Below are 16135 nucleotides of genomic sequence, written 5' to 3' on the forward strand. Positions count from 1 at the left end.
ACTATTAATGATGCGCCCATTCAATGCTATTCAAATCCACACCCGCTTTGAACATTTCCCACAGCGGAGAAAGGTCACGCAGACGGCCGATAGATTTGCGTACCAGATCAATGGCGTAGTCGATCTCTTCTTCAGTCGTAAAACGTCCTAAAGAGAAACGAATCGAACTGTGAGCCAGTTCATCGTTCATTCCCAGGGCACGCAGCACATAAGAAGGTTCCAGACTGGCAGAAGTACAGGCCGAACCGGAAGATACAGCCAGGTCTTTCAGGGCCATAATCAGTGATTCACCTTCCACGTAGTTAAAGCTGATGTTCAGGATATTCGGCGCACCGTTCTCCAGATCACCGTTTAAATACACTTCTTCCAGATCTTTAACGCCATTCCACAGACGGTCACGAAGCACCCGCAGACGGGCCATTTCGCTGTCCATTTCTTCTTTCGCTATGCGGTAGGCTTCACCCATACCCACAATCTGATGTACTGCCAGTGTCCCTGAACGCATACCGCGCTCATGACCGCCACCGTGCATCTGGGCTTCCAGACGGATACGTGGCTTACGGCGAACATACAGTGCACCAATCCCTTTCGGTCCGTACAGTTTATGCGCGGAGAAAGACATTAAATCAACTTTCAGCTGACTCAGGTCAATAGGGAGTTTACCGACGCTCTGAGTCGCATCAACATGGTAGATAATTCCGCGCGCGCGGCACATTTCGCCGATCGCTGCGATATCCTGAACCACGCCGATTTCATTGTTCACATGCATGATTGAAACCAGGATGGTGTCTTCACGCATGGCGGCTTCCAGCGCGGCCAGGTCAATAATACCGTTGGTCTGAGGCGTCAGATAGGTGACTTCAAACCCTTCTCTTTCCAGCTGACGACAGGTATCCAGCACCGCTTTATGTTCAGTTTTACAGGTAATAATGTGCTTACCTTTCTTCTGATAAAATTGTGCAGCCCCTTTGATAGCCAGGTTATCGGCTTCAGTGGCACCTGAGGTAAAGACGATTTCACGCGGGTCAGCCCCCACCAGCTCAGCAATCTGATTGCGTGCAATATCAACAGCTTCTTCAGACTGCCAGCCAAAGCGGTGAGAACGGGAAGCCGGGTTACCAAAAACCCCATCCAGGGTCAGGTATTGCATCATTTTCTCAGCAACGCGTGGATCCGCTGGCGTAGTCGCAGAGTAATCCAGATAAATCGGTAATTTCATTGCTCTTAAACTCCGTACATCACTTCAATGCAAAATTTATGGTCGGACGGTAAAGGATCAGCCGGCCAATCACAGATTAATTATAATTAGCTGTAGGCTCGCAGTTTGACGTCAATCGTCTCAGGAATACGGTTATCACGGAAACGTCGGTTATCATTATTTTGACGGTCCGCTACCTTAAGGATATCCTGATTATTCACCAGCTCAGCCAGCGTGATATTGTTCAGAAAGTCACTGATGCGGTCACTCAGATCACGCCACAGTACGTGCGTCAGACAGCGCTCACCGCCCTGACACCCTTCTTTACCCTGGCATTTGGTCGCATCGACAGACTCATCAACCGCAGTAATGACGGTACCGACGGCAATTTCGCCGGCGTCTTTACCCAGTAAATAACCGCCGCCCGGCCCACGCACGCTGGAAACCAGTCCGTTTTTACGCAGGCGGGAAAATAGCTGCTCAAGGTAGGAAAGTGAAATACCCTGACGTTCAGAAATATCGGCCAAAGGCACCGGGCCCTCATTGGAATGAAGTGCCACATCTAACATGGCTGTGACAGCATAACGCCCTTTGGATGTCAGTCTCATCGTTACACGACCTCGATCAGTATCCGGTTACCGGAGTGTTAATAAAGTTCATGAGAATCAGTCTGACATTCCCGAGTGATTTGGTCAACTATTTAACCGGGTAATTTACTCAGGTATTTAACCTATCGTGTGCTTCCGGCCGAATCCCTTGCTATCACTGGCTTTCCTTGTCCTTTTTTTCGAAGGATGAGAGCATTCCGCGCAGAATATTTAGCTCATCACGCTCAGGACGAGCGCGGGTAAACAGACGACGAAGTTTACTCATGACCTGGCCTGGCTGATCCTTACGGATAAAGCCACTGTTCAGCATCATTGCTTCCAGATGCACATAGAAACGTTCCAGATCGTCCACCAGCGGATACGGTGATTCAGCATACTGAGGTGCCGGCTCTGCGGCTTCCTGCGCCTGCAGCCAGGCCATACGCACTTCATAGGCAATCAGCTGTACGGCCATCGCCAGGTTCAGCGAGGTGTATTCCGGATTGGCCGGGATAGCCACGTGATAGTGGCACTTCTGTAATTCTTCGTTAGTCAGACCGACGCGCTCACGACCAAACACCAGGGCCACCGGAGCCTGGCGACCTTCTTCCACGCTTTTTACACCACATTCTCTGGCATCCAGCATCGGCCAGGGCAGTGAACGGGAGCGTGCGCTGGTCCCGACCACCAGGCTGCATCCGGCAATGGCTTCATCCAGCGACTCGACAATCGATGCATTACCGATTAAATCGCTGGCACCGGCAGCCAGAGAGATCGCCTGTGAATCGGGCTTGATCAGCGGATTCACCAGGTAGAGATTCGAAAGACCCATGGTTTTCATGGCGCGGGCAACGGAGCCCATATTCCCGGTATGAGAGGTCTCTACCAGGACGATACGAATATTCTGCAACATAGATTGGGAGCCAGTGTAAAAATGTATAGAAGGATATTAACATAAAAAGAGACATTGTCTGAACACACTGCTATACTTCCAGCCGTTTTTTCGTTCTTTAACATCCAGTGGGAATAACTGATGCATCCGATGCTGAACATTGCCGTGCGCGCTGCGCGCAAGGCCGGTAATTTAATCGCCAAAAATTACGAAACTCCTGACGCGGTAGAAACCAGTCAGAAAGGCAGTAACGACTTTGTCACCAATGTCGACCGTGACGCGGAACGCCTGATTATTGAGGTCATTCGTAAATCTTACCCTCAGCACACCATCATCACCGAAGAAAGCGGTGAGCTGGCTGGCGAAGACAAGGATGTTCAATGGGTTATTGATCCACTGGATGGTACCACCAACTTCATCAAGCGTTTCCCTCACTTTGCAGTGTCTATCGCCGTACGCGTTAAAGGCCGTACCGAAGTTGCCGTGGTCTATGACCCGATGCGCAATGAACTGTTCAGTGCCGCGCGCGGTCAGGGCGCACAGTTGAACGGTTACCGTTTACGTAGCAGCACTGCACGTGATCTGGACGGTGCTATTCTGGCTACCGGTTTCCCGTTTAAAGCAAAACAACATTCCGTGCCTTTCATCAATGTCGTAAGCAAACTGTTTACTCAGTGTGCTGACTTCCGTCGTACCGGTTCAGCAGCACTGGATCTGGCCTATGTTGCAGCCGGTCGTACCGATGGTTATTTCGAAATCGGCCTGAAGCCATGGGATTTTGCTGGCGGCGAACTGCTGGTCCGTGAAGCGGGCGGCCTGGTCACCGACTTTACCGGCGGTCACGGTTACCTGCAATCAGGTAATCTCGTTGCCGGTAACCCGCGTGTCGTTCGCGCAATTCTGGCTTCCATGCGTGATGAATTAAGCGAAGCGTTAAAACGCTAAGCTCCCCTCCCCGGGCCGCCGTGCCCGGGGAGATCCCGACGGATTTCCGCAGTGCCCTTCCGCCATTGCATTTTTCGCAGGCATCGGCCTCCCCACGCGGTTATTCCTTTACTGTCTCAGGCATTCCTTATCCCTGGTGTTTCCTCACTGGCAGACGACCTCTCCCTTGTACCGCGGTGACAATCACCCTGGCAGCACTCAGGCAAAGCCCGCAATGCTGCGTCCCTGAATTTCCACCAAAAGCGTGCAGGAACATACGTTGACCGGTCAACGTAAAAGCCGCTCTGTTATTTCAAAATTCTGCAGGAAAGTCAGCGGAGTATAATGGCCTGGCGTCACTTCACAAGAATGTATCGTCGGAAATACCGGAGGGTCGGATAATCAGGATATTCTGAGACACCGGAATCAGTGCAGGGATATGGCAGGCAGGGTTTGCAGAGACAACGCCATCACGCTTCGCTGAATAGGATGGTATGGAAGCAGAAAGGCGACCTCAGGCCGCCTTTCTCTGTTCAGACGCCGGTCTGACCGGCGTTAGTCGTCTCAGGCATAGACCGGCAGACGGGCACAGATTTCCAGTACTTTACCTTTCACGCGCTCGATAGTGGCTTCATCATTGATATTGTCCAGAATATCAGCAATCCAGCCAGCCAGCTCACGCACGTCAGCTTCGTTGAAACCACGACGGGTCACTGAAGGGGTACCGATACGGATACCGGAAGTGACAAACGGGCTCTTCGGATCGTTAGGGACGCTGTTTTTGTTAACAGTGATATTTGCACGGCCTAACGCTGCATCGGCTTCTTTACCGGTCAAATTTTTGTCGACCAGATCCAGCAGGAACAGGTGGTTATGGGTCCCCCCGGAAACGATGTTGTAGCCACGGGCCAGCAGGACTTCGACCATGGCTTTAGCGTTAACAGCAACCTGCTGCTGATAAGCTTTAAATTCCGGCTCCATCGCTTCTTTCAGAGCGACCGCTTTACCCGCGATCACGTGCATCAGAGGGCCACCCTGACCGCCAGGGAAGACGGCTGAGTTCAGTTTCTTATACAGGTCTTCATCACCCCCTTTCGCCAGGATCAGTCCGCCGCGCGGGCCTGCCAGGGTTTTATGGGTAGTCGTGGTGACGATATGTGCATGCGGAACCGGGTTCGGATAGACATCGGCGGCCACCAGACCTGCGACGTGAGCCATATCAACAAACAGCCATGCACCAATGCTGTCTGCAATTTCACGCATTTTAGCCCAGTCACAAACGCCGGAATATGCAGAGAAACCACCGACAATCATTTTAGGCTTATGCGTCTTCGCCAGTTCAGCCAGTTCTTCATAATCGATCTTGCCGCTGTCATCGATACCGTAAGGGACGACGTTATACAGTTTACCGGACAGGTTCACCGGAGAACCGTGTGTCAGGTGGCCACCATGCGCCAGATTCATCCCCAGAATGGTATCGCCCGGCTGCAACAGTGCGGTATACACAGCAAAGTTAGCCTGTGAGCCACTGTGCGGCTGAACGTTAGCGTAATCTGCACCAAACAACTCTTTCGCACGGTCGATGGCTAATTGCTCGACGATATCGACGTATTCACATCCGCCGTAATAACGCTTACCAGGATACCCTTCTGCATATTTGTTGGTGAGCTGTGAACCCTGAGCCTGCATTACGCGTGGGCTGGTGTAGTTTTCTGAAGCAATTAATTCAATGTGCTCTTCCTGACGCACTTTTTCCTGCTCCATCGCCTCCCACAGTGGGGCATCATAATCGGCTATGTTCATCTCTCGCTTTAACATCCGCATCTCCTGACTCAGCTAACTTAAAAACGGCAATTTAACACCCATCGGCGGGTAACGGCCCACAGTGTAAACTCTTTTCCGGGAGGACGGTAGCCGGAATACACTCTTTTTACGCAAACGATTGGCATACCGGCGACATACGGCTTAGCTGCTGAAATGAAAGTGCTTTTTTAACTGATATTTTTTCATCTGCGATCACGATGAATTTCATATTGCAGTCACGTATAACAAGAAAAAAACAAATACCCCTGTTTACTTTACGGGTAACAGGGAATAACATGCATTTAAAATACATGTTATTATCATCCCGTAAAGGAATAACAAATGCTTGATGCCAAAACTATTGCACTGGTCAGAGAAACTCTTCCGGCAATCGCTGCAGCTGGCCCGGCAGTCACTCAACATTTTTATCAGCGTATGCTGAGTCATAATCCGGAACTGAAAGATGTCTTTAATATGAGCAACCAGGCCAGCGGCCGTCAGCCGGAAGCCTTGTTTAATGCACTGTGTGCTTACGGAAGCCATCTGGATACCCCGGAAGCCCTGCTCCCCGCCGTCGAAAAAATTGCCCAGAAACATGTCAGCCTGTCGATTCAGCCGGAACAATATGCCATTGTCGGTGAACATTTATTAGGCACCATCCGGGAGCTGCTGGATCCTGGCGACGAGGTTCTGGCGGCCTGGGCGAAAGCCTACGGTGTCCTGGCCGATATCTTTATCAACCGTGAAGAGCAGATTTACGCGCAGCATGAACACCTCTCCGGCGGCTGGCGCGGAACCCGCGATTTTGTGATCAGTGAGATTAAGCAGGAAAGCGAGGTTATTAAGAGCTTCGTACTGACACCGGAAGATGGTCAGCCCGTTTCAGAATTTACAGCCGGGCAATTTGTCGCGCTGTATCTTAAACCGGAAGGGTTTACCCACCGCCAGATCCGGCAGTATTCACTGACCCGGACTCCGGACGGTAAAAGCTATCGTATCGCGGTCCGTCGTCAGCCGGAAGGTAAGGTCTCCGGATGGTTACATAGCCGGGCAAAATGCGGCGACCGGGTTGCGCTTTCCGCACCGGCGGGCGATTTCCTGCTGGACAGTTCGCTGTTTCCGGCGCCGATCACGCTCATTTCTGCGGGGTCCGGCCAGACACCATTACTGGCCATGCTGCATGCGCTGGCTGAACAACAGTATACCGCCCGGGTTAACTGGTGGCATGCCGCACACAATCGTGCAGAACATGCATTCAGTGAAGAAGTCACACAACTGGGATCGACCCTGAATGATTTCCATGAGGTTATCTGGTACAAACAACCCGACAACGCGATGGCAGACGACCACCACCTTTCAGGCCTGATCAATATTACACAGGCAGGTAGCGCGCTCGATGACCCGCGGTGCCACTACTTTGTCTGTGGCCCGACAGGTTTTATGCAGTCTGTTATCCATCAGTTAACTGAAGCAGGCGTCAGTCAGTCGCATATTCATTATGAACTGTTTGGCCCGCACAAAGATCTCTGATGTGTTACCCGGGCCACCCGACTGCGGTGGCCTGAGTGATCAGATAGCTTCTTCGTCTTCTTCGCCGGTACGGATACGCACAACCCGTGCAACGTCGAACACAAAAATCTTACCGTCACCGATTTTGCCGGTCTGTGCGGTGCGCATAATCGTTTCCACACAGGTATCGACGATATCATCGGCAATCACTAATTCGATTTTAACCTTCGGCAGAAAATCGACCATATACTCTGCGCCACGGTATAACTCGGTATGTCCCTTCTGACGCCCGAAACCCTTCACTTCCGTCACTGTCATGCCGGTAATACCGACTTCTGCCAGCGCTTCACGGACATCATCCAGTTTGAAGGGTTTAATAATCGCATCAATTTTTTTCATAGCTGAACCTTTTTCGCTTTTATCAGTGACGCCAGGGTCGTTTCCCGGAGGTTATTGCGCTCACCGGTGTGTCCGGTAAAAAATAAACGCGTGCAACTTACCTCTTAAAATCGCCCGCGTCCAGTTCATATCCGGCTGGCGGGATCCCCGCTGACGACGCTAACCGCTTTCTGCTGCCATAAACACAGGTTTCCGGGATCCCCGGCCCCGCTACAGGACTGGCCCGCAGCCCCTCCCCCAGTCAGTAAAAAAGCGCCCCTGAGGGCGCTTTAAAGAGGATGTTGCCGGTATCAGCCTAACTGCTTACGGGCATTACGGAAGATACGCATCCATGGGCTGTCTTCGCCCCACTCCTGCGGGTGCCAGGAGTTGCTGACGGTACGAAATACACGTTCAGGGTGCGGCATCATAATCGTGACACGACCGCTGGTGTTGGTGACCGCCGTGATCCCTTGCGGGGAACCATTCGGGTTCGCCGGATAAGCTTCAGTCGGTTGACCATAGTTATCCACGTAACGCAGTGCCACCAGGTCCGCTGCCTGAAGCGCATCCAGATGGGCCTGGTCTGCAAATTCAGCAAAGCCTTCACCATGCGATACCGCAATCGGCATCCGGGAGCCTGACATGCCGGATAGCAGCAGAGACGGGCTGTCAGCCACTTCGACCAGGCTGAAACGACCTTCAAAACGCTCGGACTGGTTACGGACGAACCTTGGCCACAGATCACTGCCCGGGATCAGTTCACGGAGATTCGACATCATCTGACAACCATTACAGACGCCGAGTGCCAGTGTCCCGGTACGGTTAAAGAACTGTTTAAAGGTTTCACGAACCCGCGGATTAAACAGGATCGATTTTGCCCAGCCTTCACCGGCACCTAACACATCCCCGTAAGAGAAGCCGCCACAGGCCGACAACATATGAAAATCGTCCAGAGACTGACGTCCGGCCAGCAGATCGCTCATATGCACATCCACAGCCTCAAAACCGGCACGGTGGAAGGCTGCTGCCATCTCCACATGTGAATTAACCCCCTGCTCGCGCAGTACGGCCAGTTTTGGTCTGACGCCGGTCGCAATCATCGGCGCAGCGATATCTTCTGCCGGGTTGAAACTCAGGCTGACATTCAGGCCCGGGTCGTTGTTATCGAGTTTTGACTGGTGTTCTTCATCGGCACACTCCGGGTTATCACGTAACCGCTGCATCTGCCAGGTGGTTTCCGCCCACCAGCGACGCAGTGTCGAGCGTTTTTCCTGGTAAATCACCTGGTGACCGGTATTGATCACAAACTCATCGCCAGGCTCAGCAGCACCAAGAACATGCAGGCATTCTGACAGACCATGAGCGGCAAAAATATCGCTGATGGCTTGTTTATCTTCCGCTTTCACCTGGATAACCGCACCCAACTCTTCGGTAAACAACGATGCCAAAACATCCTGCCCCAGTGAGGCCACGTCAACACGGAGACCACAATGGCCTGTAAAGGCCATTTCAGCCAGAGTGACCAGTAGCCCCCCGTCAGAACGGTCATGGTAAGCCAGTAGTTTCTGTTCAGAAACCAGCTGCTGGATAGCGTTGAAGAAACCCGCCAGTTGTTGCGCATTGCGGACATCTGCCGGTTTATCCCCGAGCTGGCTGTAAACCTGTGCCAGTGCTGTGGCTCCCAGCGTATTAGCCCCCGCCCCCAGGTCCACCAGCATCAGCAGGTTATCTGTATCGGGTTGCAATTGAGGCGTGACCGTATGACGAACATCTTCTACACGGGCGAAAGCCGTGATCACCAGAGATAACGGTGACGTCATCTCTCTTGGCTGATTATCCTGCTGCCAGCGGGTTTTCATCGACATCGAGTCTTTACCGACAGGAATGGTCAGACCCAGTGCCGGACACAGTTCTTCACCCACGGCTTTTACCGCGGCATATAACCCGGCATCTTCCCCGGGGTGTCCGGCGGCTGACATCCAGTTTGCGGAAAGCTTGATTCGGCTCAGAGAACCGATATCGGTGGCGGCCAGGTTGGTCAACGCTTCACCGACGGCCAGGCGGGCAGAGGCGGCAAAATCAAGCAGTGCCACAGGAGCACGCTCACCCATGGCGAAGGCTTCACCATGATAGCTGTCCAGGCTGGCAGTCGTCACGGCACAGTTTGCAACCGGAACCTGCCATGGCCCGACCATCTGGTCACGGGCCACCATTCCGGTCACGGAACGGTCACCGATGGTGATAAGGAAAGTCTTTTCAGCAACGCCAGGCAGGTGCATAACGCGCTTAACCGCGTCGGACAGTGATATTTCATCACGGTTTAATGCCGTCCCGCAGACCTGTTTTGTTTCGACGTCACGCGTCATTTTCGGGGTTTTCCCCAGCAAAACATCCAGCGGCATATCGATAGGCTGATTATCGAAGTGCGTGTCGTTCAGTGTCAGATGCAGTTCTTCAGTAGCTTCGCCAATCACCGCATAAGGTGCACGTTCACGCTGACATAACTGCTCAAACAGTGGCAGTTTGTCCGGCGAAACGGCTAAAACATAACGTTCCTGCGATTCATTACACCAGACTTCCAGCGGACTCATGCCCGGCTCATCGTTCAGGATATCACGCAGATTGAAACGACCACCGCGTCCCCCGTCACTGACCAGCTCTGGCATCGCGTTAGACAGACCACCGGCACCGACATCATGGATAAACAGAATCGGGTTCTGTTCGCCCAGCTGCCAGCAGCGGTCAATCACTTCCTGACAGCGGCGCTCCATTTCCGGGTTGTCACGCTGAACAGACGCAAAATCCAGGTCGGCATCTGACTGGCCGGAAGCCATCGATGACGCGGCACCGCCGCCCAGGCCGATATTCATCGCCGGCCCCCCTAATACGATCAGTTTGGCACCGATGCTGATCTCGCCTTTCTGGACATGATCACCACGGATATTACCGATCCCCCCGGCCAGCATAACGGGCTTATGGTAGCCTCGCAGCTCTTCGCCGTTATGACTCGTCACCCGGGCTTCGTAGGTACGGAAGTAACCGTTCAGCGCCGGACGACCAAATTCATTATTAAATGCAGCACCGCCCAACGGGCCATCGGTCATAATGTCCAGCGCGGTCACAATACGGTCCGGTTTACCGAAATCCTGCTCCCAGGGTTGTTCAAAGCCCGGGATACGCAGGTTAGAAACAGAGAACCCGCTCAGGCCCGCTTTAGGTTTAGCACCGCGTCCGGTCGCCCCCTCATCACGGATTTCCCCCCCGGAGCCGGTCGCCGCCCCCGGCCATGGAGAAATCGCTGTCGGGTGGTTGTGAGTTTCGACTTTCATCAGGATATGAGCATCTTCCTGATGGAAATCATAAACACCCTGTTTATCGTCGGCATAGAAACGCCCGACCTTTGAGCCTTCCATCACTGCGGCATTATCTTTATAGGCCGACAGCACATGCTCAGGGTTTTTCTCAAAGGTATTTTTAATCATTTTAAACAGCGACTTCGGCTGTTTTACGCCATCGATGACCCAATCCGCATTAAAGATTTTATGGCGGCAGTGCTCTGAGTTGGCCTGAGCAAACATATAGAGTTCGATATCGTTAGGATTGCGTCCCAGTCCGGTAAACGCTGCCAACAGGTAATCAATTTCATCCTCTGCCAGAGCAAGACCGAGAGAAGCGTTTGCCTCCTCCAGTGCCTGACGGCCCTTACCGAGAATATCTACCGCTTTCACCGGCTGAGGCTGGTGCTGAACAAATAGCTGTTCCGCCTGAGTCAGTGAGGTGTAAACCGTTTCCATCATCCGGTCATGTAATAAAGCAGACAGCTCAGCCCACTGAGATCCCGAAATCGTCTCAGCCTGGATATAGAACGCCAGCCCTCTTTCCAGACGGATGACTTTCGCCAGTTCACAGTTATGAGCAATGTCTGTCGCTTTAGAAGACCAGGGGGAAATCGTCCCGGGACGTGGAGTGACCAGCAGTAAACGTCCGGCAGGTTCATGCTCCGCCAGTGAGGGGCCGTATTTAAGAAGACGTTGAAGACGGTTTTTTTCATCCTCGGTCAGGGGAGAACTGACATCGGCAAAATGTACATATTCAGCATAAATATCGCTGACGGGCAGGTGAGCATTTCTGAAACTGTTCAGGAGTTTGTTAATACGAAATGCCGACAGAGCGGGCGAGCCACGCAAAATTTCCATCATTAAAGATCTCTCGTCTTCGAAACGCCGGACGACGCTTCATTGGGCGCAACAGGGGAAAACGGACGCCATTATAAAGAATAACCCTCTGTTACGAAACCGTTTGCGTTGAATTTCTGCGGATAATCCTGAGGTCAAAAAACAAACATTTCTTGCTATAAAAGTTGCTCTTTGCCGCTTTGTTGCTCAGAATGCACCTCGCTCCGGGCTGTTTACCCTCTGTTACATTCCTGCCAAAAGGCTAAACCCGGAGCTGATTAACGAGATAACTTATTGAAATATTTTAAATTAAATTATCTTTTGATCGGTCTTGTCACCTTGTTACTGGCAATCGCTTTATGGCCTGCTATCACCTGGCATTCAGGGACACAAGATACTCTGTCGCAGATCAAATCCCGCGGAGTGTTACGTGTCAGCACCATAAGCTCTTCTCTGACCTGGCAAAAGAACAGCAAAAATCCGACCGGGATGGATTACGAGCTGGCTAAACGCTTTGCAGATTATCTGGGCGTGAAGCTGGAAGTGTCCGTACGTCCGAACATTGAAAGTCTGTTTGATGACCTTAATCATCATCGCGCAGATATTCTGGCGGCCGGACTGGCATGGGACCCGGAGCGCCAGCGTGATTACCGTAGCGGCCCTGCTTATTATATGACGACACAGCAACTGGTTTACCGGGTGAATAAACCTCGCCCGAAAAGCCTGGATGATTTACATGGCACCTTATCCGTTCCCTCTGAATCGTCCTTTATTTCGACGCTGGAGGCGTTCAAAGCGAAGAAGTATCCCGGGCTCAGCTGGCATGTTGAAAAGAAACTGAGTCCGCAAGCCATGCTGGAACAGGTGGCTGACGGAAAACTGGACTATACCATCGGTGACTCAGCCACTATCGGTATGATGCAGCGGATCCATCCGCAACTGGCCGTGGCCTTCGATGTAACCAATGAAGCCCCGGTAAACTGGTATATGGCGAAGACGGCTGATGACAGTCTGAATGCCGCAATGCTGGATTTTTACAACCAGCTTAACGAAGATGGCACCCTGGCCAGACTGGATGAGAAATACCTGGGACACACCGGTAATTTTGATTACGTAGATACCCGGACGTTCCTGCGGGCTATCGATAGTACATTACCGTCATTGCAGCCCCTGTTCAGGAAGTACGCCAGCCAGATAGACTGGCGACTGCTGGCCGCCGTTGCTTACCAGGAATCCCACTGGGATCCGCAGGCCACCTCTCCGACCGGGGTCAGGGGAATGATGATGCTGACCCGTAATACGGCAGACAGCCTCAATGTCACTAATCGCCTTGATGCTGCGGAAAGTATTCGCGGCGGCAGCCAGTATTTACAGGAACTGATGGATAAAGTTCCACAGACGATCCCCCCGGATGAACGTATCTGGTTCGCCCTGGCGGCTTATAATATGGGCTTTGCTCATATGATGGATGCCCGCAAGCTGACCATGATGCAAGGGGCGAATCCGGACAGCTGGGCAGATGTTAAACAACGTCTGCCGCTGCTGTCACAAAAGCGTTACTATCGTCTGACGACTTATGGATTTGCCCGTGGCACAGAAGCCTATAATTACGTGGAAAATATTCGTAAGTACAATATCAGCCTGGTCGGGTATCTGCAGGAAATAGAGAAGAAGAAACAAAAAATCATTCCTATTCCTGACTCTGACATTCCTTCCCCGTCAGAGCCACAAATAGCGATGAACTGATCCGATGTGCTACTGATCCTCGCGCTGCGTCTGACGCAGCGCTTTTTTTTGTGCCCTGCGCAGGCGGAAGAACTCGCTTAACTGATCCGCACATTCTTCTGCCAGCAGGCCCCCCTCCACGACTATCCGATGATTCATCCCGGGATGATGCAGAATATCCAGTAATGAACCCGCCGCCCCCGTTTTCGCATCACGCGCCCCGTAGACCAGTCGGGAGATACGGCTATGGATCATCGCCCCGGCACACATTGTGCAAGGTTCCAGGGTGACATAGAGCGTGGTATCCAGTAACCGGTAATTTTCCAGTGCCTTTCCGCCCTGGCGTAATGCCATCATTTCGGCATGGGCCGTCGGATCATGATCCCCGATAGGATGATTCCAGCCCTCGGCAATCACTTCGCCGTCATGAACTAACACCGCTCCGACAGGCACTTCATTATTTTCCTGAGCCCGGGTGGCTAACGCCATGGCATAACGCATCCAGTACTCATCATTTTTGTCGGTCAACGTTCTATCCTCTGAAAACGGTATCAGTGCCGATTATAACGATTTCAGGTCGTAAATCGTAGTACAGCGGAATTTTCACAGGCTGTGGAAGAGTAAAACGGTGCGCACACCGTCACAGGGGTTATTAATTATGGTTTTTTATATTAATAACCTCTTCTCACGCTCAATTTTATTGCTAATTATTTCAAGGCGAAGCTTTATTGAAGAGACTGACTTACACTAAATTATCGCTAACTGAGACGAAATGGTGACAAGTCACACACAAAATCAGCCATTGAGGTAAAGAGGAAACCTCAGCCAGCGTTGATTCCCCCTCCCCGTCCGCTTTTCACCGGATGAGAACATTCCTAACATTGTGCTAATCTGTTCACAGCGAAAATATCATTAATAAAATTAACCAATAATCCTTAAAACCGGCATATCACCCCGTTAATGTGCCAGAAATGCTGTTATCCCTCCGGGAAATACAGCGCCACCGGATAGGTTGCCGTCTTTCACACTGCATAAGGTTACTTGTTTATGAAACTCAGAAAAACACTGTTGATTACGTTAGGGTGTGCCTTAACCACCGCATTAACCAGCCTTTCGGCCAGCGCGACAGAAGGGACATTAACCGGTCAGGTCGGGGTTGAAGTGACTATCAAAGAAGGTTGTACTGTCGCAAACGGCAGCTCGTCTTCAGGGACGAACAGTTGGGGTACACTTAATTTTGGTACCTATGCTGATTTAACCTCAATCATTAATGGCAGTGTGTTAGGTTCCGACGGGAAGGATGCCGTAACGGTGACCTGTACCGCAGGGCTGAGCCCGACCCTGACGCTGGATGGCGGGCTGAATGAATCAGGTAATGTCCGTAATATGGTAAACACCACGACCACCAGCGGTACGACTACCAGCTCTGATATCGCTTATCACCTCTATTCCGATGCTTCTTACGACACAGAAATTAAACCCGGCACCTCTATTTCACTGACGGCCAGTGGTGATGCGCAAAGTATTCCTATCTATGGACGGATCCTGCCGACCGGTCAAAGCTCGACGGCACCGGCCTCCGGGACTTATACCGATACAGTGACAGCGACGTTAGCCTGGTAAACAGGTGAAGATAAGTGAAATGACCTGCCACTTCACTTTAGTCGCTCTGTTAACCCTGTTTTCGGTCGCCGTTTTTGCAGATACCACCACGAGCAGCTTCACCGTCTCCTCAGTGATCACCAGCGGGTGCGCTCTCGGGACAAGCAGTAGTGATTCGGTAACCGATTTCGGTACCCTGAATTTCGGTTCGATGTCCTCGATAGCGGATAACGTGGATGTGGCAAGTACTCCCGGGGCAGGTTCGATTGTAGTGACCTGCACCCCGGGGACGTCCATTTCTATTGCACTTGATTACGGGCTCCATGGCGGTTCTGCCAGCGAACGTTATATGAAAAACAGCGACAGCACCGCGACCCTCGGCTATCAGCTTTATCAGGATGCCGCTCACAGTACCGTCTGGGGCTCGGGCTCACTGGCCTACAGCGTCGCATCCTTTCCCGACACGACCCAGACATACACCCTATATGGACGGTTATTTCCGGTCACAGGATTACCCACCGCCGGCACCTATACCGATACCATTACCGTTACTCTGACTTATTAAAGCGTAAACACATGAAAATCCGATCTGTCTTGCTCTCTCTCTTATTCTCAGTCCCCGTATTTTTTACTGCTGCCAATGCCGCAAGCTCCGTATTGGTATGGCCGATATTCCAGGTGATAAAGAATAGCGACAGAGGCTCCGAGCTATGGCTTCAGAACCAGGGAGACAGTGCCGTCACCTTGCAAGTGCGGATTTTTAAATGGCAGCAACGTCACTCAGCCCCGGTTTACTCTGACCAGAAAGATGTGCTGGCAAGCCCCCCTTTCGTGACCATCCAGCCGGGCGGAAGACAGCTGATCCGCCTGATGCGTCTCCGGTCGACAGCTCCGCACCAGGAAGATGCTTACCGCATTGTTATCGATGAAATTCCCGGGGTGATGACACCTCAGAAGCAAAAAAATAATGCCGGACTGATTATGCGCATGCGTTATGTATTACCGCTGTTCCTGTATGGTCAGGGCATTCAGCCTGTCGGTGAGAACGGGCCGGTCACGGATATCCGGAAAAACCTCTCCTGGCAGATACTGTCCTCCGGGGGGAAATCCGTGCTGGCCATCACCAATCATGGCAAACTTCATGCCCGGCTGAGTGATATTTTCTGGGGAAGTGATGCGATGCATCCTGACGTTTTTATCTCGAAAGGATTTCTGGGGTATGTTCTGCCGGGGCAGACGATGAACTTCCCTTTACCGGAAAAGACTTCCCGGCATCCACAACTGTTTACGCGGCTGGAAGATAATGTGGCACCGGTCATGATAAACGCTGGCAGATAAT

The 16135-nt window shown here is 52.0% G+C and carries 13 protein-coding genes; 6 read left to right on the forward strand and 7 right to left on the reverse strand.

Features of this window, described 5'->3' with window-relative positions:
- Positions 1–4: 4 nt before the first annotated feature.
- From CG67_RS14680 to trmJ, 3 genes are all read right to left on the reverse strand, one after another.
- On the reverse strand, positions 5–1219 hold the full coding sequence (locus CG67_RS14680; RefSeq protein ID WP_025903692.1) for an IscS subfamily cysteine desulfurase: 1215 nt from the start codon (positions 1217–1219) through the stop codon (positions 5–7).
- Positions 1220–1305: 86 nt separating this feature from the next.
- The gene (gene iscR / locus CG67_RS14685; RefSeq protein ID WP_025903693.1) at positions 1306–1806 is read right to left on the reverse strand and encodes a Fe-S cluster assembly transcriptional regulator IscR; all 501 of its coding nucleotides are present in this window, start codon (positions 1804–1806) and stop codon (positions 1306–1308) included.
- Between the two features lie 154 nt (positions 1807–1960).
- Positions 1961–2698: a tRNA (cytosine(32)/uridine(32)-2'-O)-methyltransferase TrmJ gene (gene trmJ, locus CG67_RS14690; RefSeq protein WP_025903694.1), complete on the reverse strand. Its 738-nt coding sequence runs from the start codon at positions 2696–2698 to the stop codon at positions 1961–1963.
- Between the two features lie 120 nt (positions 2699–2818).
- Here trmJ and suhB point away from each other — a divergent pair, with 120 nt between their 5' ends.
- Complete coding sequence (suhB, locus tag CG67_RS14695; RefSeq protein WP_025903695.1) at positions 2819–3622, forward strand: inositol-1-monophosphatase; 804 nt, start codon at positions 2819–2821, stop codon at positions 3620–3622.
- Between the two features lie 543 nt (positions 3623–4165).
- Here the strand turns inward: suhB and glyA are convergent.
- A complete protein-coding gene (gene glyA / locus CG67_RS14700) occupies positions 4166–5419 on the reverse strand; it encodes a serine hydroxymethyltransferase (protein ID WP_025903696.1) in 1254 nt (417 codons plus the stop codon).
- Between the two features lie 327 nt (positions 5420–5746).
- Between glyA and hmpA the strand changes: the two genes are divergently transcribed.
- Positions 5747–6934, forward strand: coding sequence for an NO-inducible flavohemoprotein (hmpA, locus tag CG67_RS14710; RefSeq protein ID WP_025903698.1), 1188 nt, complete (start codon positions 5747–5749; stop codon positions 6932–6934).
- Positions 6935–6973: 39 nt separating this feature from the next.
- Here the strand turns inward: hmpA and glnB are convergent, their stop codons facing one another.
- Both glnB and purL read right to left on the reverse strand, forming a co-directional pair.
- Complete coding sequence (gene glnB, locus CG67_RS14715; RefSeq protein WP_025903699.1) at positions 6974–7312, reverse strand: nitrogen regulatory protein P-II; 339 nt, start codon at positions 7310–7312, stop codon at positions 6974–6976.
- Between the two features lie 290 nt (positions 7313–7602).
- Positions 7603–11493, reverse strand: coding sequence for a phosphoribosylformylglycinamidine synthase (gene purL, locus CG67_RS14720; RefSeq protein WP_038024860.1), 3891 nt, complete (start codon positions 11491–11493; stop codon positions 7603–7605).
- Positions 11494–11763: 270 nt separating this feature from the next.
- On the opposite strand from purL, the gene mltF reads away from it, so the two are divergent.
- A complete protein-coding gene (gene mltF / locus CG67_RS14725; RefSeq protein WP_025903701.1) occupies positions 11764–13215 on the forward strand; it encodes a membrane-bound lytic murein transglycosylase MltF in 1452 nt (483 codons plus the stop codon).
- A gap of 9 nt (positions 13216–13224) precedes the next feature.
- On the opposite strand, the gene tadA is transcribed toward mltF, so the two are convergent.
- Positions 13225–13722: a tRNA adenosine(34) deaminase TadA gene (gene tadA, locus CG67_RS14730; protein WP_025903702.1), complete on the reverse strand. Its 498-nt coding sequence runs from the start codon at positions 13720–13722 to the stop codon at positions 13225–13227.
- A 519-nt stretch (positions 13723–14241) separates the two neighbouring features.
- On the opposite strand from tadA, the gene CG67_RS14735 reads away from it, so the two are divergent.
- The 3 genes from CG67_RS14735 to CG67_RS14745 all read left to right on the forward strand — a co-directional run bounded on the left by CG67_RS14735 (position 14242) and on the right by CG67_RS14745 (position 16134).
- A complete protein-coding gene (locus tag CG67_RS14735; RefSeq protein ID WP_025903703.1) occupies positions 14242–14817 on the forward strand; it encodes a spore coat U domain-containing protein in 576 nt (191 codons plus the stop codon).
- A gap of 19 nt (positions 14818–14836) precedes the next feature.
- Positions 14837–15361 (forward strand): spore coat U domain-containing protein, encoded by a 525-nt coding sequence (locus CG67_RS14740; protein WP_025903704.1) that lies wholly within the window; start codon positions 14837–14839, stop codon positions 15359–15361.
- A gap of 113 nt (positions 15362–15474) precedes the next feature.
- Positions 15475–16134 carry a molecular chaperone gene (locus CG67_RS14745; RefSeq protein WP_235501143.1) on the forward strand — a complete coding sequence of 220 codons (660 nt, stop codon included), beginning with the start codon at positions 15475–15477 and terminating at the stop codon, positions 16132–16134.
- The last annotated feature ends 1 nt before the right edge of the window (position 16135 follow it).

The organism is Tatumella sp. UCD-D_suzukii (assembly GCF_000611875.2).
In the GTDB taxonomy this organism is placed as follows: domain Bacteria; phylum Pseudomonadota; class Gammaproteobacteria; order Enterobacterales; family Enterobacteriaceae; genus Tatumella; species Tatumella ptyseos.

Coding starts and splice junctions, on each gene's coding strand:
- glnB (WP_025903699.1), bottom strand. CDS start 7,312: ATGAAAAAAATTGATGCGATTATTAAACCCTTCAAACTGGATGATGTC.
- CG67_RS14740 (WP_025903704.1), top strand. CDS start 14,837: ATGACCTGCCACTTCACTTTAGTCGCTCTGTTAACCCTGTTTTCGGTC.
- trmJ (WP_025903694.1), bottom strand. CDS start 2,698: ATGTTGCAGAATATTCGTATCGTCCTGGTAGAGACCTCTCATACCGGG.
- suhB (WP_025903695.1), top strand. CDS start 2,819: ATGCATCCGATGCTGAACATTGCCGTGCGCGCTGCGCGCAAGGCCGGT.
- CG67_RS14735 (WP_025903703.1), top strand. CDS start 14,242: ATGAAACTCAGAAAAACACTGTTGATTACGTTAGGGTGTGCCTTAACC.
- hmpA (WP_025903698.1), top strand. CDS start 5,747: ATGCTTGATGCCAAAACTATTGCACTGGTCAGAGAAACTCTTCCGGCA.
- glyA (WP_025903696.1), bottom strand. CDS start 5,419: ATGTTAAAGCGAGAGATGAACATAGCCGATTATGATGCCCCACTGTGG.
- purL (WP_038024860.1), bottom strand. CDS start 11,493: ATGATGGAAATTTTGCGTGGCTCGCCCGCTCTGTCGGCATTTCGTATT.
- CG67_RS14680 (WP_025903692.1), bottom strand. CDS start 1,219: ATGAAATTACCGATTTATCTGGATTACTCTGCGACTACGCCAGCGGAT.
- iscR (WP_025903693.1), bottom strand. CDS start 1,806: ATGAGACTGACATCCAAAGGGCGTTATGCTGTCACAGCCATGTTAGAT.